This is a genomic window from Paenarthrobacter sp. NPDC058040, assembly GCF_042885775.1.
In the GTDB taxonomy this organism is placed as follows: Bacteria; Actinomycetota; Actinomycetes; order Actinomycetales; family Micrococcaceae; genus Arthrobacter.
The window spans coordinates 251051-271873 of sequence record NZ_JBHVRN010000008.1 but is presented as its reverse complement, the minus strand read 5'-3'; the positions used below and the strand labels follow the sequence as shown (position 1 = coordinate 271873).

At 64.9% G+C, this 20823-nt stretch carries 20 protein-coding genes; 6 read left to right on the top strand and 14 right to left on the bottom strand.

Annotated features, from left to right (window positions below; translation table 11 throughout):
- Positions 1-39: 39 nt before the first annotated feature.
- Both ACFVSJ_RS13555 and polA read right to left on the bottom strand, forming a co-directional pair.
- Positions 40-1401: a GNAT family N-acetyltransferase gene (locus ACFVSJ_RS13555; protein ID WP_387437313.1), complete on the bottom strand. Its 1362-nt coding sequence runs from the start codon at positions 1399-1401 to the stop codon at positions 40-42.
- Between the two features lie 76 nt (positions 1402-1477).
- A complete protein-coding gene (gene polA, locus ACFVSJ_RS13550) occupies positions 1478-4120 on the bottom strand; it encodes a DNA polymerase I (RefSeq protein ID WP_387437357.1) in 2643 nt (880 codons plus the stop codon).
- Positions 4121-4280: 160 nt separating this feature from the next.
- Between polA and ACFVSJ_RS13545 the strand changes: the two genes are divergently transcribed.
- Entirely contained in the window at positions 4281-4769 is a 489-nt protein-coding gene (locus ACFVSJ_RS13545; protein ID WP_387437312.1) for a hotdog fold thioesterase, read from the top strand.
- Here the strand turns inward: ACFVSJ_RS13545 and ACFVSJ_RS13540 are convergent.
- The 6 genes from ACFVSJ_RS13540 to ACFVSJ_RS13515 form a co-directional block, all read right to left on the bottom strand.
- Complete coding sequence (locus ACFVSJ_RS13540; RefSeq protein WP_387437310.1) at positions 4766-5317, bottom strand: dihydrofolate reductase family protein; 552 nt, start codon at positions 5315-5317, stop codon at positions 4766-4768. The two genes, ACFVSJ_RS13545 and ACFVSJ_RS13540, sit on opposite strands and share 4 nt — an antisense overlap.
- A 50-nt stretch (positions 5318-5367) precedes the next feature.
- Positions 5368-6312, bottom strand: coding sequence for a hypothetical protein (locus ACFVSJ_RS13535; RefSeq protein WP_387437309.1), 945 nt, complete (start codon positions 6310-6312; stop codon positions 5368-5370).
- Positions 6309-7286, bottom strand: coding sequence for a hypothetical protein (locus ACFVSJ_RS13530; protein ID WP_387437308.1), 978 nt, complete (start codon positions 7284-7286; stop codon positions 6309-6311). The genes ACFVSJ_RS13535 and ACFVSJ_RS13530 overlap by 4 nt, the downstream gene beginning before the upstream one ends.
- 109 nt (positions 7287-7395) lie before the next feature.
- Complete coding sequence (locus ACFVSJ_RS13525) at positions 7396-7617, bottom strand: hypothetical protein (protein WP_387437306.1); 222 nt, start codon at positions 7615-7617, stop codon at positions 7396-7398.
- Positions 7614-8816: an anion permease gene (locus tag ACFVSJ_RS13520; protein WP_387437305.1), complete on the bottom strand. Its 1203-nt coding sequence runs from the start codon at positions 8814-8816 to the stop codon at positions 7614-7616. Before ACFVSJ_RS13520 ends, ACFVSJ_RS13525 begins: the two co-directional genes overlap by 4 nt.
- 177 nt (positions 8817-8993) lie before the next feature.
- Entirely contained in the window at positions 8994-9500 is a 507-nt protein-coding gene (locus tag ACFVSJ_RS13515; RefSeq protein ID WP_387437304.1) for an HAD domain-containing protein, read from the bottom strand.
- 128 nt (positions 9501-9628) lie between these two features.
- Between ACFVSJ_RS13515 and kynA the strand changes: the two genes are divergently transcribed.
- The 3 genes from kynA to ACFVSJ_RS13500 are packed head-to-tail and all read left to right on the top strand — an operon-like array spanning position 9629 to position 12661.
- Positions 9629-10513, top strand: a complete 885-nt coding sequence (gene kynA, locus ACFVSJ_RS13510; RefSeq protein ID WP_387437303.1) for a tryptophan 2,3-dioxygenase — start codon at positions 9629-9631, stop codon at positions 10511-10513.
- A gap of 34 nt (positions 10514-10547) precedes the next feature.
- Positions 10548-11786, top strand: coding sequence for a kynureninase (gene kynU / locus ACFVSJ_RS13505; RefSeq protein WP_387437302.1), 1239 nt, complete (start codon positions 10548-10550; stop codon positions 11784-11786).
- Entirely contained in the window at positions 11783-12661 is an 879-nt protein-coding gene (locus ACFVSJ_RS13500; protein WP_387437301.1) for a PaaX family transcriptional regulator C-terminal domain-containing protein, read from the top strand. Before kynU ends, ACFVSJ_RS13500 begins: the two co-directional genes overlap by 4 nt.
- On the opposite strand, the gene ACFVSJ_RS13495 is transcribed toward ACFVSJ_RS13500, so the two are convergent.
- From ACFVSJ_RS13495 to ACFVSJ_RS13470, 6 genes are all read right to left on the bottom strand, one after another.
- On the bottom strand, positions 12621-14003 hold the full coding sequence (locus ACFVSJ_RS13495) for an MFS transporter (protein ID WP_387437300.1): 1383 nt from the start codon (positions 14001-14003) through the stop codon (positions 12621-12623). The two genes, ACFVSJ_RS13500 and ACFVSJ_RS13495, sit on opposite strands and share 41 nt — an antisense overlap.
- A gap of 53 nt (positions 14004-14056) precedes the next feature.
- Positions 14057-14347, bottom strand: coding sequence for a Dabb family protein (locus ACFVSJ_RS13490; protein WP_387437299.1), 291 nt, complete (start codon positions 14345-14347; stop codon positions 14057-14059).
- A complete protein-coding gene (locus ACFVSJ_RS13485) occupies positions 14344-16002 on the bottom strand; it encodes an FAD-dependent oxidoreductase (RefSeq protein ID WP_387437298.1) in 1659 nt (552 codons plus the stop codon). Before ACFVSJ_RS13485 ends, ACFVSJ_RS13490 begins: the two co-directional genes overlap by 4 nt.
- Before the next feature lie 38 nt (positions 16003-16040).
- Entirely contained in the window at positions 16041-16835 is a 795-nt protein-coding gene (locus ACFVSJ_RS13480) for an SDR family NAD(P)-dependent oxidoreductase (RefSeq protein WP_387437297.1), read from the bottom strand.
- Positions 16836-17014: 179 nt separating this feature from the next.
- Positions 17015-17809, bottom strand: a complete 795-nt coding sequence (locus tag ACFVSJ_RS13475) for an IclR family transcriptional regulator (RefSeq protein ID WP_387437296.1) — start codon at positions 17807-17809, stop codon at positions 17015-17017.
- 36 nt (positions 17810-17845) lie between these two features.
- Positions 17846-18577, bottom strand: coding sequence for a GntR family transcriptional regulator (locus tag ACFVSJ_RS13470; RefSeq protein ID WP_387437356.1), 732 nt, complete (start codon positions 18575-18577; stop codon positions 17846-17848).
- A gap of 133 nt (positions 18578-18710) precedes the next feature.
- On the opposite strand from ACFVSJ_RS13470, the gene ACFVSJ_RS13465 reads away from it, so the two are divergent.
- Both ACFVSJ_RS13465 and ACFVSJ_RS13460 read left to right on the top strand, forming a co-directional pair.
- Complete coding sequence (locus ACFVSJ_RS13465; RefSeq protein ID WP_387437295.1) at positions 18711-19619, top strand: N-acetylglucosamine kinase; 909 nt, start codon at positions 18711-18713, stop codon at positions 19617-19619.
- 37 nt (positions 19620-19656) lie between these two features.
- Positions 19657-20724, top strand: a complete 1068-nt coding sequence (locus ACFVSJ_RS13460; RefSeq protein ID WP_387437294.1) for an SIS domain-containing protein — start codon at positions 19657-19659, stop codon at positions 20722-20724.
- Positions 20725-20823: the final 99 nt, after the last annotated feature.

Genomic DNA, 20823 nt, shown 5'->3' with positions numbered 1-20823 from the left:
TTTGTTACTGGCTATGTAGTTGTGAAGCGTTGGGTGAAGCTAGAAGTGCGTCAGGCAATGCGCAGGACGCTCGACGGCAAACAACTGCCGGGCCGCAAAGGCTGCCCCTGGTTTGTGCTCGTGGATCCGGCCCGCCGCAGCGAGGGTCACGGGCGACACAGCGCCGAGGTAGATCGAGGCCAGGTCTGAGATGTCCAGGCTGAGGTCCGGGTCCGCGCCGAGGTAGATCGAGGCCAGGTCTGAGATGTCCAGGCTGAGGTCCGGGTCCGCGCCGGTGACTTCCCGCACCGTGGCTGTGCCGGCGTCGGACGCGATTTCCCATGTCCCGCCCGCCAAGCCGAGGGTATCCGAAACCTGGAGAACCAGTGTGCTTGTTACGGGGTATTGCCGGGCCACCAAAGCGGCAGGGACATCGAGGATCCTGAGCCACAGCATGTCCCGGACGTCGGAGGAATCAATGCAGCGGGGATCCGTCAACGCCCAGGCCAAGGGGTCGTCCACCGGGGCTTCGTTCCAGGTGACCAGGTCGATGAGGTCGATGCTGCCCAGGAAGCGCCACAGATCAAGGTAGGCGGCATCGTTGCCGGCCACCAGATCCACGATTTCCATGGTGAAGGGCTTGGCGTCCCACCCCTTGAAACGGTACGAGACGTACCCGTCCGGGGTTCCCTTGGCGTCATAGTGCAGTGCGCTGCGCACGGCGAGGTCCGGCTGCCCGTCATGGCCGATCGATCCCGATGCCAAGAGGCGGTAGTACTCCTGGCGCCCAATGGAACCGGGGGTGGCACGCTGGACGCGTTCGAAGATCCGGGGGGCGATGTCCAGGAGGACGGCCGGATCAGCCACTTCCACGGTTCCGGTCATCATGCCGCGAACGCTGAACCGGGGCCCGGTGTCCACCTTGATGCTCCGTTCGAAGGTGGCTACGCCAAAGCCGAAGCGTCCGTAGATGGTGCCTTCCGAGGCGGTGAGAGCCGCGATGGCCAGTCCGTCATCCTTGGCCCCTTCAAGGTCCGCAGTGATCATGCCCCGCAGGATGCCCCGGCGCCGGTGGGTGCCCCGGACGGTGACCGCTGTGACGAGGTTGGCCTCAAGCTCGCGGCCGAAGCCGATGTTGAGTGGCTTGCGCATGGTGCCGTACGTGGCCACAGGAACGTCGGCACCCATCGAGTGCCGTGGTACGTCGCCGGCAACGTACACACCCGTCAGCTCGCGCTGGTCGATGGCATAGGAGGCCAGTGTCTTGGCAACGAAGTCATCATTGCGCCGGTGCTGGTGGAAGCCGTGGGAGACTGCGTGGATCCAAGCCGCACTGCGGGCGTAGTCAGGGTTGTCTTGGCCCGCGGCGGGGAATCGCTGGACGGTGTACTTTGCCTGGTTCGTTTCATTGGGATCAGCCACGGTCCCGAGCCTAGCCAGCGGCAGGAGGGCGCGCCACCATCGCGGCGGCGCGCCCTCCCGGTGTCATCCGAAGGGATTAGTGCCCTGCCTCGTGCCAGCTTGAGCCGACGCCGATCTGGACATCAAGGGGAACGGACAGGTCCGCTGCCGCACCCATTTGTTCAGCGACCAATTTCTCCACCGCCTCGCGTTCGCCGGGGGCCACTTCCAGGACAAGTTCGTCATGGACCTGCAGCAACAGGCGCGACTTCAGGCCTTGGCCGGCCAATTCGGCCGCCACACCGAGCATGGCCCGCTTGATGATGTCCGCGGCCGAACCCTGGATCGGCGAGTTCAGCGCGATGCGTTCGGCTGCCTCGCGGGCCTGCCGGTTGGTACTGGTCAGGTCCGGAAGGTAGCGGCGACGGCCTTCGATGGTGGCGGTGTAGCCGTCAACGCGGGCTTGGTCCACTACCCCGCGCAGGTAGTCCCGCACGCCGCCGAAGCGATCGAAGTAGTCCTTCATGAGCGTGCGGGCCTCGTCGACGGAGATCTCCAGCTGCTTGGAGAGACCGAAGGAAGTCAGGCCGTAGGCGAGGCCGTAGGACATGGCCTTGACCTTGGACCGCATCGCGCTGGTGACTTCCCCGGGTTCGACGTTGAAGATCCGCGAACCGACAAAGCGGTGCAGGTCTTCGCCGTCGCGGTAGGCCTGGATCAAGGCCTCGTCACCGGAAAGGTGCGCCATGATGCGCATTTCGATCTGCGAGTAGTCGGCAGACAACAGGCATTCGTACCCTTCGCTGACCACGAAGATGCCGCGCACGCGGCGGCCTTCCTCGCTGCGGACCGGGATGTTCTGCAGGTTCGGGTTGTTCGAGGAGATACGTCCGGTGGCCGCGATGTTCTGGGCGTAGGTGGTGTGGATCCGGCCATCCTCCGCCACGGACTTCTTGAGCGTTTCCACCATCTGGGCGAGCTTGGACGACTCGCGGTGCGCCATGAGCTGCACCAGGAATTCATGCCCGGTCTTCTCCAGCAGCGCCTTCAGCGAGGCGGCATCGGTGGTGTAACCGGACTTGATCTTCTTGGTCTTCGGCAAGCCGAGTTCTTCGAACAGGACGGTCTGCAACTGCTTGGGTGAACCAAGGTTGACCTCATGGCCGATCGCGGCAAACGCCTGTTCCTGCGCATTCTCGATCACCTTGGTCAGGTCCGCGAGCTGCTCGTTCATCCGGTCCATGGACACGTAGATGCCGGTCAGTTCCATCTGGGCAAGGACGCGGGCCACGGGAAGTTCCAGCGTGGTCAGGAGGGCATCGGCCTTGCGCTCGGCAAGTTCCTTTTCGAAGTGCTTGCTGAGGGCGTGCACGACGGCGGCCTGCTGGACAAGTGCCGCAGCGGCAGCTTGGTCACTGCCACCGGCGAGGTCCAGTTCAAGTTGTCCCGAGGGGGCTGCGGCCACGCCCAAGGTGATCTTGAGGTGCACTTGGGCCAGTTCAGCGAGGTCATAGCTGCGCCGGTCCGGTTGGATCAGGTATCCCGAGATCGAGGTGTCGTCCACGACGCCTTCGAGGCCCAGGCCGCGGTTGTGCAGGGCCTTGAGGGCGGACTTGAACTCGTGGAGGATCTTGGCTTCCTCGGGGTCCTTGAGCCAGGTGGCCAGCACTGATTCCGCTGCGGCATCCAGGCCGGTGAGTTCGATGAAGGCGGCTCCGTTGTTCCGGACCACGGCAACGGCGGCAGCGTCTTCGCCGATGCGTCCTGGAACAAACTGGACGGTGACAGCGGAACGCGTGCCCGAACCGGCCGCGAAGAATGCCTCCAGACCGGCAGCGTCGGACAACGTGGCAAATTCCGGGGCGTCAATGGTGTCCGGTGCAGCCCCGGCAGTGTCGTCCCCATAGAGGTCGAACAGGCGCGTGCGGAGCGTGCGGAATTCGAGCTCTTCAAACAGGTCCTCGACCGCCTGGCGGTCCGGCCGGGGTTCGTGGAGGTCGGCGAGGGAGACCGGAAGTTCCAGGTCCGTCAGCAGCTGGTTGAGCCGCCGGTTGCGCTTGACGTTCTCGACGTTTTCCTTGAGTGCTCCGCCGACCTTGCCGCCGATGGAGTCCAGGTTCTCCAGGATGCCTTCGAGGCCGCCATAAAGGTTGATCCACTTGGCTGCCGTCTTGGGACCCACGCCCGGGACACCGGGCAGGTTATCCGCGGTTTCGCCCACGAGCGCTGCGAGGTCCGAATAGAACGCAGGCTTGACGAAGTACTTCTCCTCGATCGCGGCAGCATCAAGTTTGGGAATGTTGCTCACGCCCTGCTTGGGGTAGAGGACGAACACGTTGTCATTGATGAGCTGGAAGGAGTCCCGGTCGCCGGAGACCAGGAGGACCTCGAACCCTTCGGCGTCGGCCTGGGCAGCCAAGGTGGCGAGGATGTCGTCCGCTTCGTAGCCCGGCAGCGCGATTGTCTTGATGCCCCAGGCTTCCATCACCCGGGCGATAAGTCCGATCTGTCCCTGGAACTCGGCGGGCGTCGCGTTCCGGCCGCCTTTGTACTCGCTGTACTCGGCCTTGCGGAAAGTGGTGTCGTCCGAGACGTCGAAAGCCACGGCAACGTGGGTGGGCTTCTGGTCCTTGATCAGGTTGATCAGCATGGACGTAAAACCGTGGACGGCGTTGGTGAACTGGCCGCGGGCCGTAGAGAAGTTCTCTGCGGGAAGTGCGTAGAAGGCACGGAACGCCATGGAGTGGCCGTCCAGGACCAGCAGCCGCGGCCGCTCCTCCCCCGTGATGGAAGTTGTTGCTGCGGAAGAGGGTGCTGGTGCCGTTGCGACGGCAGCAGCCTGGGCCGTTGGAACCTGGTCCGGTTTGGTTGTTTCACTCACAGGTGCCAGCCTAGTTGGCATGATGGACAATTTCACGCCGAACCAGTTTGTGGACGAACTGAACCAGGCAGGCATCCCTGAGGAATTCCATGGTTGGCTTTCGGCCCACGGCGTGGGTTCCCTCGTGGTCAAAATGGGCATCCGGTTCACCGAACTCAGCGCCGAGCGCACGGTAGCTACGATGCCTGTGGAGGGAAACACCCAGGTAGCAGGCATCCTGCACGGTGGAGCACACGTGGTCCTGGCCGAAACCCTTGGCTCCTTTGCCGCATCCCTGCACGCCGGACGGGGCCGTCACGCGGTGGGAATCGAAGTGGGCGCCACCCATCACCGTTCCATTGCTTCCGGCACCGTGACGGGCACGTGCACCGCCGTCCACCTCGGTGGAACCCTTGCCACGCACGAAATCGTCATCACCGACGAGAAGGGGCGCCGGCTTTCGACCGCCCGGATCACCAACATGATCCGGGACAACCGCCCCCAGCGCGTCGGAGCACCAGCGGACTAAGCGCCCTTTCGGGGCATCCGGTAATGGAGCTCGGCCGCCGCGCCTCCAAGGATGCGCGACGAGACCAACTCAAGGGGCGCCGTCGGGCCCTTAAGCGGCAACAACCGCTTCCCCGCACCGAGCACCACCGGAATGACGGTGACGATCATCTCGTCCAGCAGTCCGGCGTCGGCGAATTGGGCCACCAGGTCACCACCGCCTACCAGCCAAACGTTCTTGCCAGCGGCGTCGGCCACGAGGTCCGGCGCGAATTCGCGCACGTCGCCCCGGACAAACGTCACGTTGGCACCAGTTGGCGCAAGGTACTCGTGGCGGGTAAACACCCAGCAGGGATGGTCCGGATAGGGCCACTTCCCGGACTCATGCTCCATGAGCCAGCGGTAGGTGGCGCCGCCCATCACGATCGCTCCGACGCCCGCGAAGAAGGACTCGTAGCTACCGCTGACGCCCTCCACGCGATCGAATTGAAGCAGCCACCCGAGATCGTCCTCGGGGGAAGCGATGAAGCCGTCAATGGTGGACGCAACGTAGTACTGGAAGAGGGGCATGGCCCCAGACTAGCCAATAGGCACCGACTAGTCAGTGTGGACCCGGCGCATCAGCTGGAACCGGCATTTCCGTACTCCACCCGCACGCTTCCGTCGTCGCGCAGCACCACCACACGCCCCTGCGCCAGCGTCCAGCCCTCATTGAGCAGGAAGATCCTTCCACCGCTGACCACCAACAGGCGGAGGCCGGAGTACCGGTACAACGGTGCGGTTTCCGTCCCGGCCGATTCCTCGCGCACATTGGGTGCGGTGACGGCCAGGCGTTCCTTGCTGTAGACAACCGCCGTGGGCAGCAAGGCGGAACGCTCTTGGTAGTCGACGGCGGCACCCCGCCCCAAGGCCTGCGCGTAGTCCGAGGTTCCCCAGAACAGCAGCAAGGTCACCAGTACGAAGACCAGCGACCGTTCCAGCGCCCTGGGCGTGATGCGGAGGGTACGGATTCCCGGAGCCACCGAGCGGCGCCGGACACTCAACCCCCACGCGCCCACAATGAGGCCCGCCGCGATGAGGAACGGGACATAGAGCAGGGTCCGGTCCGGCTGGGCCACTATCACCACCCACATCACCGCCGCATACGCGAAACCAAGAACCAAAACCACCAAGGCGGTGCGGTGCAGAAGCACCCTGTAGCGGGCCGCATCCAAAAGACGCGAGACGGCACGGTCCACCATTAGCCACAGCAACCCCAGCACCACCAGCCACGCGAGGGGCTGGAACAGTGACTGGATGCTGCGCAGGATGAAGTCCTGCACTGTGTAGCCGAACAAGCTGACATCCAGGCCCATGGCCTTGGCCTGCGCATCGGTCCGCGCCCAGCCGAAGTAGACCAACAGCGCCGTCGCCACGGTGAGCGGCGGGCCGATGACGGACAGCACATCCAAGGTTCGCTGCCAGCGCGTATTGATCAGGCTGCGTTCCTCGGTGTCGGATGTGGTGGCCGTATTCGCTTGTGGGGTGGCTGCCTGTACTGCGTCAGGAACCGGGCCCTCGCTCATGGCGTGGCCGTGGGCGATGGCGACACCGACGGACTGGCCGGCGGCGTGCTGGGCTCCACCGTAGGCCGCGTCGGGCTGCCCGTGGATGGCGTGGCGGCGGAATCGTCGTAGTAGAACGTCACCGTTCCGCTGATGTCCACGGTGTCGGTGATCGAGATATGGACGGCATCCTGCCCGGCGGCCGCTGGAGGCATTTTGAGGTACACCGGAAGATAGTCGCCACCATCGGGGAGGATTTCCGGAAACACCACTTGCCCGTCGAACAGGATGTCCCCCACCCGTACGTAGTAGCCATCCAGCCGCACGATGGTCCCGCCGCTCCTGGGCCCGGAGGCACGCAGCATGCCCGGAACCGGGACCTTGTTCCCGTCCACGACGGTCAGTCCGCTCAAGTGCCGCGGACATGCTTGCCCGGGTGCCGTCGTCGTCCTCAGGGGAACGGCGGGCGTGGCGCGGTGCTGTGCCACGACTGCTGCGGATGTCGCAGCCACCGTTGACTCCAAGCACTGGGTCTGCGGTACGCGCGGGGTCGATGCCACGGCGTTGGACGCGGTCAGCCAGTCCTGCTGGCTGCCGGTTTGCAGGGCCTTGCAGACGGCAGCCGCGGCCAGCCATACGGCCGCATCGGGGTCTCCGGCGACGTTCTGCGCGAGGGCATCGCACTGGAACTGCTGCAGCAGGAGGTAGCGCTGGCCGGAGGTCGGATCGTTCGGACCGACAGGCCCTATCGGCACCCACCTGACGACGGGCGCTTCAGCTTGGGGCGCTGCCGGACCTGCTGGCCCCGCGGGCTGCTGGGCAGTCGGTCCGACGGCGGTTGGCTGGGACGCGGACGGCGCCGCCGTTGCCGTGGGAGCCGGGTTCGGCGACGGGCTGTCCGGATTGCTGGTGGGCGGAAGACAGGCAGAGAGTCCCAGCGTCAGGACCGGCACCAGGGCCAGTCCGACGAGGTGGCTTAGGGAATGGCTCTTCATGACAGCCCCACATCTGCCGGATCACCATCATGCAGTGATGTAAGTTCACTGCTGATTATTCTCCCGAATGGACTTTACTGCCAGAGGGCCGCTTCCCGGCCGGAGGAGGCTACTTCCCGAAGTACGGGACGATCAGGTAGATCCCAAAGAGGACGGCAAGGCCACAAAATCCGAAGCAGGCGTAGGCCAGGGACTTGAACAGTGCCGGTGATTTTTGCTGGGCGTCACCCGCGATGGCCGTGAGGCGGACACCCAGGGAATACATGACCACCAAAGTTACGGCTGCCACGAGCGTTACTCCGGCAACCTGCAGCAATTCCAACCATTTCATCGCTGCACATCCTTGTTCGTTGCGGCTTTGGCCTTCTTCTTCTTGCGGAACCTCACTGCGTGTCCGGCCTCTTCGACTTCCACGGCGTTGTGGTGCCCAACATGGGACCGGCGGGACACGACGAACATGAACAGCACTGCCGCCGTGCCCACCACCGCGGCGATGACGACGCCCACCACTCCGATGTTGACCAGCAATGCCGTCAGGGCGCCAACGATGGCCGAGGCGGGCAGCGTGAACAACCAGCCGAGGGCGATCTTGCCAGCCGTGCCCCAGCGGACCGAGGTGCCCTTACGGCCCAGGCCGGAGCCGATCACAGAACCCGAGGCGACCTGGGTGGTGGACAGGGCGAACCCCAGGTGCGAGGACGCCAGGATGGCCGTGGCAGTGCTCGTTTCGGCGGAGAAGCCCTGCGCCGGTTTCACTTCGGTAAGGCCCGAACCCATGGTGCGGATGATGCGCCAGCCGCCGGCATACGTGCCGATGGCAATCGCGAAGGCGCAAGCTGCGATCACCCAGAACTGGGGGCCGGATCCGGGAGCCTGGCTGCCGGCGGCAATGAGGACCAAGGTGATGATGCCCATGGTCTTCTGGGCGTCGTTGGTGCCGTGGGCCAGAGCCACGAGGCTGGACGTAAAGATCTGGCCGGTCCTGAATCCACCGCGCTTCTGGGTGAGCTTGTCACCGGTCTCCGGGTCGTGGCGGGACGTCAGGGCGTAGGCGAGGCGGGTGCAGACATAGGCCACGCCACCGGCGATCAGCGGAGCGAAGATGGCCGGGAGGATGACCTTCAGGAGTACTGTTTCGAAGTTGATGGAGTGCAGCCCGATGCCCACCACCGCGGCGCCGATCAGCCCACCAAAAAGCGCGTGGGAAGAACTGGACGGCAGCCCCTTCAACCACGTGATCATGTTCCACAGAACGGCGCCCATAAGGCCGGCAAAGATGATGTCCGGGGTGATGTGGATACCGTCGGTGCCTTCGCGGATCAGTCCGCCGGAAATGGTTTTTGCCACTTCCGTGGAAAGGAAGGCACCCACCAGGTTGAGGACGGCCGCCAAGGCAACCGCCGTCTTGGGCTTGATCGCCCCCGTGGCGATGGGCGTGGCCATCGCATTGGCTGTGTCGTGAAACCCGTTGGTGAAGTCAAAGAAGAGGGCCAACGCTATTACCAGCGCGACCATGAAGGTGATTTCCACCTGTTGCCCAATCTGCAGAGTCGACGTTCAGCAGTTTCACTTCCCCATACCTGCCAAGCACAGCATAGTTCAGCAACTGTTCACTGACTGGACTTGCCGGATTCTTCGTGGCGGGCTTGAAACCTTAAGAATCCTACGTGCCAGCCACCGAGGGGACAAACGTATCCGGGTGCTACTTCAGCCCAGAAATGCCCGGACCGCCACCAGATCGCGGCGGGAAAGCCCTCGCCGGGGATCCGGTGAGATGCACAGCACACGATCCTCCTGGTACTCAGCCCAGGATTGCGCCTCCGATTCCTGGCCGAGCTGATCGTCCAGCCAGATGAAACGCCCCGCACCGGCCGTGGCGAGATCCTTCTGCAGGGCCGTCAATTTCCACCATTCCGGACCCGCATCCCAGCCTTCGCTCGAAAGGACGGGCCACTGCCCACCGTTGAGTCCTATGGCCGGGCATAAATATTCCGGGGCGAGGCGCTCCCACGTGGTCAGCCAGACGAAGCGGGCCAAGGGGTGGTCCGCGATCTCGTTAAGTTCGGCCACGAGCTCGGGCGCGTACGCGACGTCCAGGATCCCGGCGTCGGCAATCTGCCACTCACTACCCCAATCGGTGACGCCCATGGGACTGAACGGGTTCACGACGCCGTCGACATCCAGATAGATGGACACCGGCACGATGGACGACATCAACAGTTCTCCCTTCCCCAAAGGTTCAGGTTCAGCGTACGGTACGGCGCGGGGGTGGCAGAAAGCCCGCCACATGGGGCTTGGTATCACTTCCTTGACGTGCGTCATGTGAATGATATTGTTAAGCCATGGAAAAGTCCCAGGCAGAGTCGCCGAACGGCCACTCGCACCAGAGCGTCCGCCCCATCGAAGATTCCGTTCGAACAGATTTCCGGCATGCCATGTCTTATGGCGGATACCTGGACCTGGACCGGCTCCTCAGCTCCCAGCACCCCTTGAGCCAGCCCGAACACCACGATGAACTGTTGTTCATCATCCAGCACCAAACCAGTGAACTCTGGCTCAAGCTGGTCCTGCACGAGCTGCTCGAAGCCCGCAGGCTGTTCGACCAGGACAACCTGGGCAAGGCCCTGAAGTGCATCGCCCGGGTGAAGGCCATCCAGCGCACCATGACCGAACAATGGTCGGTGCTTGGCACCCTCACACCGCGCGAATACGCACAGTTCCGTGGCTTCCTGGGCAGTTCTTCCGGTTTCCAGTCCTACCAATACCGCGGAGTGGAATTCCTGCTGGGCAACAAGAACCGGGGCATGCTCCGGGTTTTCGAAAGCGATCCCGAGGCCCACGCGCTGCTCAGCACGCTCCTGGCCGAGCCGACCCTCTACGATTCCTTCCTCCGGGTCCTCGCCCGCGCCGGATACGACATCCCCGCCGACATCCTGGAACGGGACACGAGCGAACCGTGGACCTACCGGAAGGACCTGGTCCCGGTTTTCCAGATGATCTACGAATCCGACGACACACCCTGGGGCCTCTACGAAGCCTGCGAAGACCTGGTGGACGTCGAGGACAACTTCCAGGCCTGGCGCTTCCGCCACCTCAGAACCGTCCAGCGCACCATCGGCTTCAAAGTAGGCACCGGCGGTTCTTCGGGCGTCGACTTCCTCAAGCGCGCACTGGACCTGACGTTCTTCCCCGAGCTCTACGCCGTCCGCACCGAGATCGGCAACTGACAAACCTTCCGCCCACTTTCGCAGGAGCAACACCATGACCACTACACAGCAGACGCAGCGGCCAACATCCGCCGAACTGGACGCAGCCGATCCCCTCGCCACCCAGCGCGAGGCCTTCTACACGCCCGACGCCGGGCAACTCACCTCGTACTTGGATGGGAACTCACTGGGCAGGCCCCTCAAGGCGACCTCGGCCTCCCTGCAGTCGTTCGTTGAGGACGCGTGGGGCAGCCGTTTGATCCGGGGTTGGGACGAGCAGTGGATGGACGAACCCACCCGCGTCGGCGACCGGATTGGCGAGGTGACCCTCGGGGCCGCCGCCGGGCAAGTGACGGTGGGCGATTCGACGTCGGTCATGCTCTACAAACTGATCCGCGCCGCGGTGGATGCCCGTCCCGGCCGGGACGAAATCATCATCGACCGGGACAACTTCCCCACCGACCGCTTCATCATCGAAGGCATCGCCAAGGAACGCGGCGCCACCATCAAGTGGATCGCCCCCAACCCGGCCAGCGGCGTCCGCGCCGCCGACCTCGAGGGCCTCCTCGGCGAGCGGACCGCCGTCGTCGTCCTCAGCCATGTTGCCTACCGCTCCGGGTTCCTGGCGGACGCCAAGGCGATCACCGCCCAAGTGCACCAAGCGGGAGCCTTGATGCTGTGGGACCTCTGCCACTCAGTGGGTTCCGTACCACTGGAGCTGGATGCCTGGGACGTTGACCTTGCCGTCGGCTGCACCTACAAGTACCTCAACGGCGGTCCAGGCTCCCCCGCCTTCGCCTATGTCAACGCTGCTTGCCAGGACCTCCTCCAGCAACCGATTTGGGGCTGGATGGGCGCGGACAATCCCTTCGGCATGACTGAGGCCTACCAACCGGCCCAAGGCATCCGCAGGTTCATCACGGGCACCCCTCCAGTGCTTGCAATGCAGCCGCTTAAGGACATGGTGGAATTGATCGCGACGGTCGGCATGGACGCGGTCAGGGAGAAATCCATCAAGCTTACGGAGTACGCGATCGAACTCGCCGACGAGTTGCTGGTACCGCTCGGCGCGGACATCGTCAGCCCCAGGGACGCGGCAGACCGTGGCTCGCACATCACCGTGGACCACCCACTCTTCGCCGACGTCACAGCCAGGCTGTGGGAGCGGGGCGTCATCCCGGACTTCCGCCCACCGCACGGACTCCGGATCGGTCTGTCCCCGCTCAGCACCAGCTTCGCCGAGGTGGAACTGGGCGTCCTGGCCATCCGTGACGTCCTCACAGAACTCCAGTGAGCGCCGTCCTCGACGACATGGACTCCCGCCCCGGGAGTACTCCGTCACTGCTGCGCACCGTGATCGGCCTCTACCTCCGGGAAGCCGGCGGCTGGATGTCCACCAAGGACATCGTGCTGCTCATGGAAGCCCTGGGAACGTCCGGGACGGTCACCAGGACAGCCCTGGGGAGGTTGCGCAAGAAGGACGTCCTCCAGCAGGAAGTCCGTGACGGCTCTCCCGGCGTCACCCTCACACCGGGGGCCGCCGCGATGTTGGCACGCGGTGACCGCCGGATCTTCACGCCCCGCACCATGGACCCGGCCGATCCATGGTGCTTGGTTTCCTTTTCCATTCCGGAGACCGAACGCGAAAAACGGCACCAGTTGCGCCGCAGGCTGCACTGGATCGGTTGCGGGACCGTGGCCGCAGGCTTGTGGATCTGCCCGGATACGCTGCGTGGCGAAGTGGAGGAAATCCTTGCGGATCTTGAATTGCGGGACATGGCCACCCTCTTCGTCAGCCAGGCTCCGTTGGTGGGCGGCAGCCTCAAGGACGCTGCCGCCGCATGGTGGGACCTCGACGCCGTGGCGGGACTGCACCGGGATTTCCTTCGCGAGCACGGTGCAGTTGCTCCGGCCACGGAAGCTTCGGCCGTGGAACCCACGGCCGAAGCGTTCGCCGGCTACGTCCGCAGCATCGACCGCTGGCGGATCATCCCGTATCTCGATCCCGGTCTTCCCGCTGCCTTTCTACCCGTCGACTGGCCAGGAGCCGAAGCATCAGCACTCTTCGCCCGTATTGTGGAAGCCCTCGCTGGTCCCAGCGCGCAGTTCGTCCGCCAGTCCCTGGGACTCACGGCCGTGGGACTAACGGCACCTCGGGGCGTCCGGTAGCCGCCCGCTCACGGGCTGCAATGCCACGGAGGTAGGGCTCGCCCAAGTCTGCAATGGGCGTCTTGGCCGTCTCACGGGAGAACAAGGCCGAGACGGCCGCGATTGCCATGCACAGGGCCGCGAAACACGCCACTGGCAGCCAGCCGTCCTGTCCTTTGCCCAGTAGGAGGCCGGCGATCAAGGGGCCGAATCCCGCCACCACCAGGCCCAGTTGATTACCCAGCGCCATCCCGGAATAGCGGACCGGTGCTGCGAACAACTCGGCAAAATAGGCGGGCCAGATTCCGTTGAAGCAGGAGTACAACAGGGTCATGTTGACGAACGCCGCAAGGAAAACCAGCACGATGCTTCCGCTGGCCAGCGCCGCGAAATACGCGAAGATCGTGACTGAGCAGCCGACGGCGGCCGTCAAAAGCAAGGGCCGCCGTCCCACAGCGTCCGACAACTTGGCGACGAACGGCATCACGAACATGGACAGGCCAATGGCCACCGCGTTGACCGTGAGGATGGACGCCTTGTCGAAGCCAGCCGAACCGGTGGCATAGGCCAGGCCGAAGACCGTAAAGATGGTCTGCATGACGGACATGATGGACATCCCGATGACGCGGAGCACGTCCGGGGATTGGAACCGCAGGACCTCCCGAAGTGGCATCCGGGCGACCGTCCGCTGCTCTTTGGCTTCCTCGAACACAGGAGTCTCGTCCAGATGGGTCCTCACCCAATATGCAATGGCAAGAACAACCACGGACAGCCAGAACGGAATTCGCCAGCCCCAGCTCATCAAGGCCTCGACCGGCAGGGCCGCCACCGGAATGAAGACCAGGGTGGCCAGGACCATGCCGGAGGCATAACCGGTCATGACGAAGCTCGTGAAGAAGCCACGGCGCCCTTCAGGAGAATGCTCCAGGGTCAGGGTCGAGGCGCCGGCTGATTCCGCTCCGGCAGAGAAACCCTGCGCCAGCCGGCCGACCACCAGCAGGATCGGAGCCCAGACACCTATTTGTTCGTAGCCCGGCAGGAAGCCGATTCCCAGTGATGCCAGCCCCATGACGCCTAGGGTGATCAGCAGGATCTTCTTCCTGCCCAGTTTGTCGCCGAAATGGCCCATGACCAGTCCGCCGACCGGGCGGGCGATGTAGGCGACCCCGAAGGTTGCGAACGCTCCTGCCAAGCCGGCGGCAGGATCGTCGGATGGGAAGAACAGCGGCCCGAAGACCAAGGCGGCCGCTGAACCGTAGATGAAGAAGTCGTAGTACTCAAGCGTGCTGCCCAGGAAGGAGGCGAGGGCTGCCTTCCTGGGTGTCTTGCGCAGCATGGCTGGCTGCGTGTTGGTGCTTTGCATGGGATTCTCCTTGGGACAACGTTGTCCGGCCGTACTGAGTTGTCCGGCCGTGCTTAGAGGTGGAAATCAACCGCGATGATCTGCTCGCTGTTGGGGAACGAGAACTTCTTCAAGGGCTCGTGGCAAGGGTGCGTGTCGTACACCGCGAGGTCTTCAACCGTGGCGAAGTCGGCCACAATGGCGTAGTGGAAGGATCGCTCCTGTTGCAGCACGTCGGGGCCATGGGTGAGGCGCAGGAGGCCCGGGATGGCGCCCTGCATCCGGTCCAGACCCTCGATCCATGCCGCTTTGTCGGCTTCGGGAAAGCCGGGCTTGAATTTGAACAGGACGGCATGCCGGATCATGCCACGGCTCCGGCCCTGGCGCCGGCGTACTCGGCGGGCTGCCCGGCAAGGGTGCGTCCGGCCAGGTAGCCCATGGTCATGATCGGTCCCAACGTGGCTCCTGCACCGGGATACCCGGCAGCGTAGGCATTCTCCGCCGTGTTGCCGGCCGCGAACAGGCCAGGGATGGGCCGCCCGTCGACATCCAGGACGCGGGCCAAGCCGTCTGTTGCGACACCGCCGTTGCTGCCGAAGGCTCCGTTGACCACCTCAAGCGCATAGTAGGGGCCGTACTGCAGGGGCCCGAGGGACGGGTTGGGCCAGGGGCTGTGGTCATCTCCCCAATAGCGGTCGTAGGCGCTCTGCCCCCGCCCAAAATCAGGGTCTTCTCCCTTGACGGCGAAACTGTTGAAGCGCTCCACCGTGGCGACGAGGTTGATAGCCGGAACACCAATTTTTGCAGCGAGCTGCTCCAGCGTGGGGGCCTCGATGAGGTACTCCGGCGTCGCCAGGCCCGCCCGGTGGGCCAGGATGCCGTACCGCTCCAGGTAACTGTGGTCGAACACTACGTGCGCCGGGGTGTTGAGCGTCTGGTTGTTGGGCGAGTCCCACGATTGCAGGCAACGTGCGAGGTCGTTGTAGTTCTGGGATTCGTTGGCGAACCTCCGGCCATGGCGGTTGACCATGAGGGACCCCGGTCCTTGACGCTCAAAACGGAGGAGCGTCCCAATCGGCTTGCCGTCGCGGGTGTCGCCGGTGATGGCCATCGGCGCCCACCAGGCCTCGCGGGTTCCGCGGGTCTGCGCACCGATACGTTGGGCCATTTTGAGTCCGTCACCTGTGTTCGAGGGCGGTGAGCACATGGTGTAGAGGCGTGAGGCCAGGAGCGAGTCCGCCAGGGCTTTGTCCCACTCGAATCCACCGGTGGCAAGGACCACTCCGTCCCTGGCCCGGATCGTTTCTCCCGTGGCGAGTTCCAGCCCCACTACGCGACCGCCGTCGAGCACCAACCGGTGGGCGCGGGCGCCAGTGACCAGCGCCGCGCCGTCGCGGACCAGGCTGGCCAACAGCATCGCTACAAGGGCATGGCCCTTGGCTGCCAATCCTTCGTCCTGGCGGTCCTTGAGCTCCTCCCAAGGAAACTTGGTGAATGCGCCCCACTCCTCGTATTCCTGCATCGTGAAAGGTGCCCGGCCGTCAGACCGGACATGGGCGGCCAGGTCGCCGAGTGCTTCGCGGATATTGAACAGGCCAGGCTCCACGGTTCGCCCTCCTGCCACGGCGCCGGGCAGATCCTGGCGGTAGTCGGGAAAGTTGTCCAGGAAGAGTAAACGCACGCCGCATTCATCCTCCGTGAAACGCAGCATCGAATCGCCGTAGGCCAGTGCGGCGTCCAGGAGCTCGTCCCGGCCCCGGCCCCGGGCGACGGCCCGGACGTACTGCCCGGCTGCCTCCAAGGAGTCGCTGAGGCCCGCGTCGCGGGCATGGTGGTTGTCCGCCACCCACAGCATGCCGCCGGAGACGGCGGAGGTGCCGCCCAGCAATTCTGTCTTTTCGAGGACAACGACGGACTTCCCGGCGCGGGCCGCCGTGACGGCAGCGGTCAGGGCGCCGGCGCCCGAGCCGGCAATAACGACGTCGTAGGTGCTTTTGGGGGTACCGTTCAGGTACTTCATGGCTTGCCTTTCAGGTTGGGGGGTTGTGCCGGTTGCGGCTAGACGGCCGTGTACCCGCCGTCGATCACCAGCTCCGCGCCGGTGGTGAAGCGGGATTCGTCGGACGCGAGGTACAGGACGCCATAGGCGATTTCGTCAGGCTCGCCCTGGCGGGGCACTGGATTCCCGCCGACGAGTTGCTTGTAGTAGGCCTCAGGGCCGATGTCCGACTGTTCGGCTGACCGCCGGCTCATCCGGGTATTCATCGAGCCCGGATGGATGGAATTGACGCGGATGCCGTGGGGTCCGTAGGTAGCCGCGTCAGCTTTGCTGAGGAGGCGGACGGCGCCTTTCGTGGCATGGTAAAGCGGCACGTTGCGGCCGCCGGTCAGGCCATGGATCGACGAGAAATTGATGATGCTGCCGTTGTTCCTGCCCATCATCGCCGGGACGACGTGCTTGGTCATCAGCCACACACCTTTGACATTGATGTCGAAGAGAAGGGTGAAGTCGTCCTCGGAGGCTGTGTGGCTGGCTCCCGATGGTCCGATGATGCCCGCCGCATTCACCAGGATGTCCGGTGCGCCGAGCTCAGCCGTGATGCGTTCCACGATCCCGGCAACGCTTTCTGCCGCGGTGACGTCCACGTCGTATTCCCGCACAGCGGGGTGGCCGGTGGAAGCCGGCGTTCCCGCCCGGTCGAGGCTGGCAACCTTTGCCCCGTGGGCGGCAAGCAAACGGACGGTCGCACCGCCCAGGTCTCCCCTGCCGCCGGTGACGATTGCCACCTTTCCCTCCACGCGGCGTCCGGTGGTTGGGCTGTCCCCCGTGCGGGGATCCGACGCTGTCTTCATTGCTCTGTCCTTCCCGCCGCGGCGCTGCGGCGTGTCAATTCAGCGAACCGACGCAGGGCAGCACGAATCCGGGCCAATGCAGCCAGAGGAAGACGGGTGACGGGCGATGTGCCCTGCGCTTGGCTCCACTGTGCCAACCATGGTGTGAGTGGAACCACAGCATTACCGATGATCGGGAATCACATGCGGCCGTTGCTTTGTCGGAGCGCGCCTTTGAGCTCGCCATGCCATCCCAGGCTCCGCGAGATTGCCCTGGCTGCAGCCATCAGGACCGGTACCCGGGCCGGGGCGTCTTCTTCGTTCCTGGGCACCACGACGCTGAGCGCCGCAAGCACCGTGTTGGATGGGCCGTAGACAGGAACGGCAATACCGCTGGATTCAGGCACGATGATGCCCGGCATGACGGCGAAACCCTGTTGTCGGATCTGAGCCAGATGGCGGCGAAGTTCGGCAGGATCGGTCAAAGTGGAGTCCGTGAACTTCTGCAGCCGGCGGGACAAGAAGAGCTCCTGGTACTCCGCTGTGGAGTGCGCCAGCAGCACCAGGCCGGAAGATGTGCCGTGGACCGGGAGCCGGCCGGCCACTTTGGTAATGTCCACCATGGACTCCCGCGATCCGATCCGCTCGATGTAGAGGACTTCGTCCGAATCGAGGATGCCCAGCGTTGTGGAGTGCTGGACGACTGATTGGACGTCTTCCATGAAGGGAAGCGCGGCCTCACGCAGGCCCATCATCCGGGAGCTGCGTGAGGCCAGCTCCCACAGTTTGGTGCCGATCCGTACGTCCCCATTGGCTTCCCGCTCCAGGAGCCCTTCGGCCAACAGTTCGTCCACCAAGCGGTACGTGGTGGTCACCGGCAGTCCCGAGCGGCGGCAAAGTGCGGCGACGCTCATGGTCCTGTGGCCGTCGTCGAAGGCTTCAACCAACCGCACCACCCTGCTGATGATCGATTCACCGGATGGGGAATTCGCCACTACGCCTCCTGCCGGCTCTCCCGTGTCATGACGTGGCTAGGAATCCGCCTTGACCCTGGAGACGAAGCGGAACCGGTCTCCGCGGAAGGCGCTGCGCGTCCACTCTACCGGCGCCCCCGCGGCGTCGCGCGCCAGGCGGTGCACCACCAGCAGGGGTGCGCCCATTTCGATGCCGAGCAGCCGGACATCCTCGGGACCGGCCAAGGCTGTTTCGACGGTGTCCTCGACGTCGGAAATGTGGATGCCGTACACGGTGGCCAGTGCGAGGTACAGGGACCCGGCTTTGGCAAGGTTGGCCTTGAAGCGCGGAAGCTTCCCCGGAAGCCAGGCCACCTCGTGCGCCAGGGGTTCACCATCGATGAGGCGGATGCGTACAAGGCGCGTCACGGGATCTCCGTGGTCCAGTCCCAGGTGCGCCGCGACGTCGGCGTCCGCTTTTGTGCCCGTGAGCGCCAGCAACTTCGAGTCCGGGCGGAGTCCTTGGCTCCGGGCATCGTCTGAAAACGAGGTCAATTGGCGGACGTGCGTCATCTTCGGTGGGGCCACGAAGGTGCCGTGGCCCTGGATGCGACCCAGCTTCCCTTCTGCCACGAGTTCGCTGATGGCCTGCCTGACGGTGGTGCGTGAGGTCTTGTATTTCTCGGCGAGGGCGCGTTCGGTAGGAATGAGTGTGCCTGGCTGCAGTCCCGAGATCAAAGTGAGGACCTCGGTCTTCAAGACGTAGTACTTCGGGGCGGCCGGCGCGACATCAGTGGACATATTGGACATCCTACTTGTAGACACAAATTTTGGTCTATGCCAATCTAGTCCGAGTTGGTCTGAAGCGGAAGGATCGCCCCATGAAGTTCGCCACGCACCACCCCGATTGCGGGAACGCCCGATGGACACAGGAGGAGGCCCGATGAGCCCGGCAGTCCTCGGCCTCCACATCGGCGGTTCACGAACGCATGCACTCCGCTCGGAGGTGGACCCGGCCCGTGGGCGCAGCAACGGCGGGGACCTTCCGGAAATCACCGAATCGAGCGCCAACCTTTCCTCCGTGGGCCACCAAGGCGTGGACGCCGTCCTGCGCCGCATCGCCGCGGCCGCGGGCGACGGCGTGAAAGCCGTCTGCGCCGGTGCGGCCGGGGCGGACACGCCCGCCAGCCGTGCCGTGCTTTCCGCCCTGCTCGCGGAGCACTTTCCCGGCGCCCGCATCAGCGTGGTCCATGACACCCGGATCATCCTCGCCGCCGCGGACCTCGAGGCGGGAGCCGTCCTGGTGGCCGGCACCGGTTCGGTGGCGTGGGGCCGGAACGAGGACGGCCGCGAGGCACGCAGCGGCGGCTTCGGTTATCTCCTGGGAGACGAAGGCGGCGGCTACTCCGTGGTGAGGGACGCAGTGCGGGAAGCTCTCCGTGAGCACTACGCGGGCCTTGAGCCGGGAACGCTGGTCCGAGCGCTCCTTGCCGCGACCGCGAGCGCCGATGCCTTGCAGTTGATGGACTTGTTCTACGCCAAACCGGAACCGGACCACTGGGCCAGCCTGGCGCCCTTGGTCCTGGAACTGGCCGTCGACGGCGACCCGGCGGCGTTGCGCATCCAGGCTGAGGCTGCCCACTCCCTCGCCTCCATGGCGAGGCAGGTGCTGGGGGAACTCGGGCTCCACCTGCCTTTGGTGATGGCAGGTGGCCTGCTGGTCAACCAGCAGCAACTGGCAAGCGCCGTGTCCAGGAAGATCGGCGCCGAGGACCCCGAGGCGGTCCGCATCCTGACCCAGTCGCCGGTGCGTGGCGCGGTGACATTGGCCGCGGAACTACTTCAGGCCTGAATACTCCGTTTTGCCCTTACGACAACCGACAGGAATCATGACCATCACTTCCCCTGCCCCCAGCGCTTCGAGTACTCCCGGCTTCCGGATGGCCAGCGAGATCAACCAACAACCAGCGGTGCTGGCCGGGCTCCTTGAGCCAGGGGGCCGGCAGTTCGCGGCCATTGCGGCGATCATCCGGAAGGCCTCGCCACGCTTTGTCCTCCTGGCCGCCCGAGGTACCAGCGACCACGCAGCTTTGTACGCGAAGTACCTCATTGAGATCAACCTCGGCTTGCCCGTTGGCCTCGCGTCGCCGTCGACCCTCACCGCTTACGGCGCCACGCCGCAACTGGAGGGGGTTTTGTGGTTGGCCGTGAGCCAGTCCGGCGGTTCGCCGGACCTGGTGGAGTCGACGGGGGCGGCCCGTCGTCTCGGTGCCCTCACCGTTGCGGTGACCAACTCGCCGGCGTCGCCTTTGGCGGCCGCAGCCGAACACCACCTGGACATCCACGCCGGGAACGAAGCTGCGGTGGCAGCCACCAAGAGCTACACGGCGCAATTGCTGGCCTTGTGGCTGCTGATCGACGCGTGGCGTGGTGGTACCGGCGCGGCTGCCGAAGGCCTGCCCGGTTGGGCGGAGACTGTCCTGGCGGATGATTCGGTGCTGGAGGTGGCAGGCCGGTACCGGTTCGCTGACCGGATCATCACCACGGGACGCGGCTACTCCTATCCGACGGCCCGTGAGGGTGCGCTCAAGCTCATGGAGACCTCCTACCTTCCGGCGCAGGCGTTCTCCGGCGCGGACCTCCTTCATGGACCGTTCGCCATGGTCGATTCCCAACATCCGGTGATCGCTGTGGTTCCGGAAGGCATCGGCGGAGCCGCCATGCGTCCCGTGCTCGAAAGGCTCGCGGATCGCGGTGCCCACGTTTGCGTTGTTGGTGACCCCACTGTGGCCGGACCCAAGGACCTGGTGCTCCCGGTGCCGGCGGGCATCCCGGAGGAACTCGCCCCCGTTGTGCAGATCCTGCCGCTGCAGCGATTGGCGCTGACGTTGTCCGTGGACCGCGGCAACGATCCCGACTCGCCGCGGGGCCTGCTGAAGGTGACCGAGACCTGGTAGACGCGGGTCGCGTGGCTGGTGCTGCCGCCCGGCGTTCACCAGCCACCACCCGTGATGCGCGGCAGTAACCGGAGTAGGCTGGAACCATGCCTCTCACGC

Bases quoted from the DNA above. Each gene is read 5' to 3' on its own strand.
- kynU (WP_387437302.1), top strand. From the start codon at position 10,548: ATGACCACTACACAGCAGACGCAGCGGCCAACATCCGCCGAACTGGAC.
- ACFVSJ_RS13535 (WP_387437309.1), bottom strand. From the start codon at position 6,312: ATGAGCGAGGGCCCGGTTCCTGACGCAGTACAGGCAGCCACCCCACAA.
- kynA (WP_387437303.1), top strand. From the start codon at position 9,629: ATGGAAAAGTCCCAGGCAGAGTCGCCGAACGGCCACTCGCACCAGAGC.
- ACFVSJ_RS13470 (WP_387437356.1), bottom strand. From the start codon at position 18,577: ATGTCCAATATGTCCACTGATGTCGCGCCGGCCGCCCCGAAGTACTAC.
- ACFVSJ_RS13515 (WP_387437304.1), bottom strand. From the start codon at position 9,500: ATGTCGTCCATCGTGCCGGTGTCCATCTATCTGGATGTCGACGGCGTC.
- ACFVSJ_RS13540 (WP_387437310.1), bottom strand. From the start codon at position 5,317: ATGCCCCTCTTCCAGTACTACGTTGCGTCCACCATTGACGGCTTCATC.
- ACFVSJ_RS13490 (WP_387437299.1), bottom strand. From the start codon at position 14,347: ATGATCCGGCATGCCGTCCTGTTCAAATTCAAGCCCGGCTTTCCCGAA.
- ACFVSJ_RS13530 (WP_387437308.1), bottom strand. From the start codon at position 7,286: ATGAAGAGCCATTCCCTAAGCCACCTCGTCGGACTGGCCCTGGTGCCG.
- ACFVSJ_RS13460 (WP_387437294.1), top strand. From the start codon at position 19,657: ATGACCATCACTTCCCCTGCCCCCAGCGCTTCGAGTACTCCCGGCTTC.
- ACFVSJ_RS13525 (WP_387437306.1), bottom strand. From the start codon at position 7,617: ATGAAATGGTTGGAATTGCTGCAGGTTGCCGGAGTAACGCTCGTGGCA.
- ACFVSJ_RS13465 (WP_387437295.1), top strand. From the start codon at position 18,711: ATGAGCCCGGCAGTCCTCGGCCTCCACATCGGCGGTTCACGAACGCAT.
- ACFVSJ_RS13545 (WP_387437312.1), top strand. From the start codon at position 4,281: ATGATGGACAATTTCACGCCGAACCAGTTTGTGGACGAACTGAACCAG.
- polA (WP_387437357.1), bottom strand. From the start codon at position 4,120: ATGGCGTTCCGTGCCTTCTACGCACTTCCCGCAGAGAACTTCTCTACG.
- ACFVSJ_RS13480 (WP_387437297.1), bottom strand. From the start codon at position 16,835: ATGAAGACAGCGTCGGATCCCCGCACGGGGGACAGCCCAACCACCGGA.
- ACFVSJ_RS13485 (WP_387437298.1), bottom strand. From the start codon at position 16,002: ATGAAGTACCTGAACGGTACCCCCAAAAGCACCTACGACGTCGTTATT.
- ACFVSJ_RS13495 (WP_387437300.1), bottom strand. From the start codon at position 14,003: ATGCAAAGCACCAACACGCAGCCAGCCATGCTGCGCAAGACACCCAGG.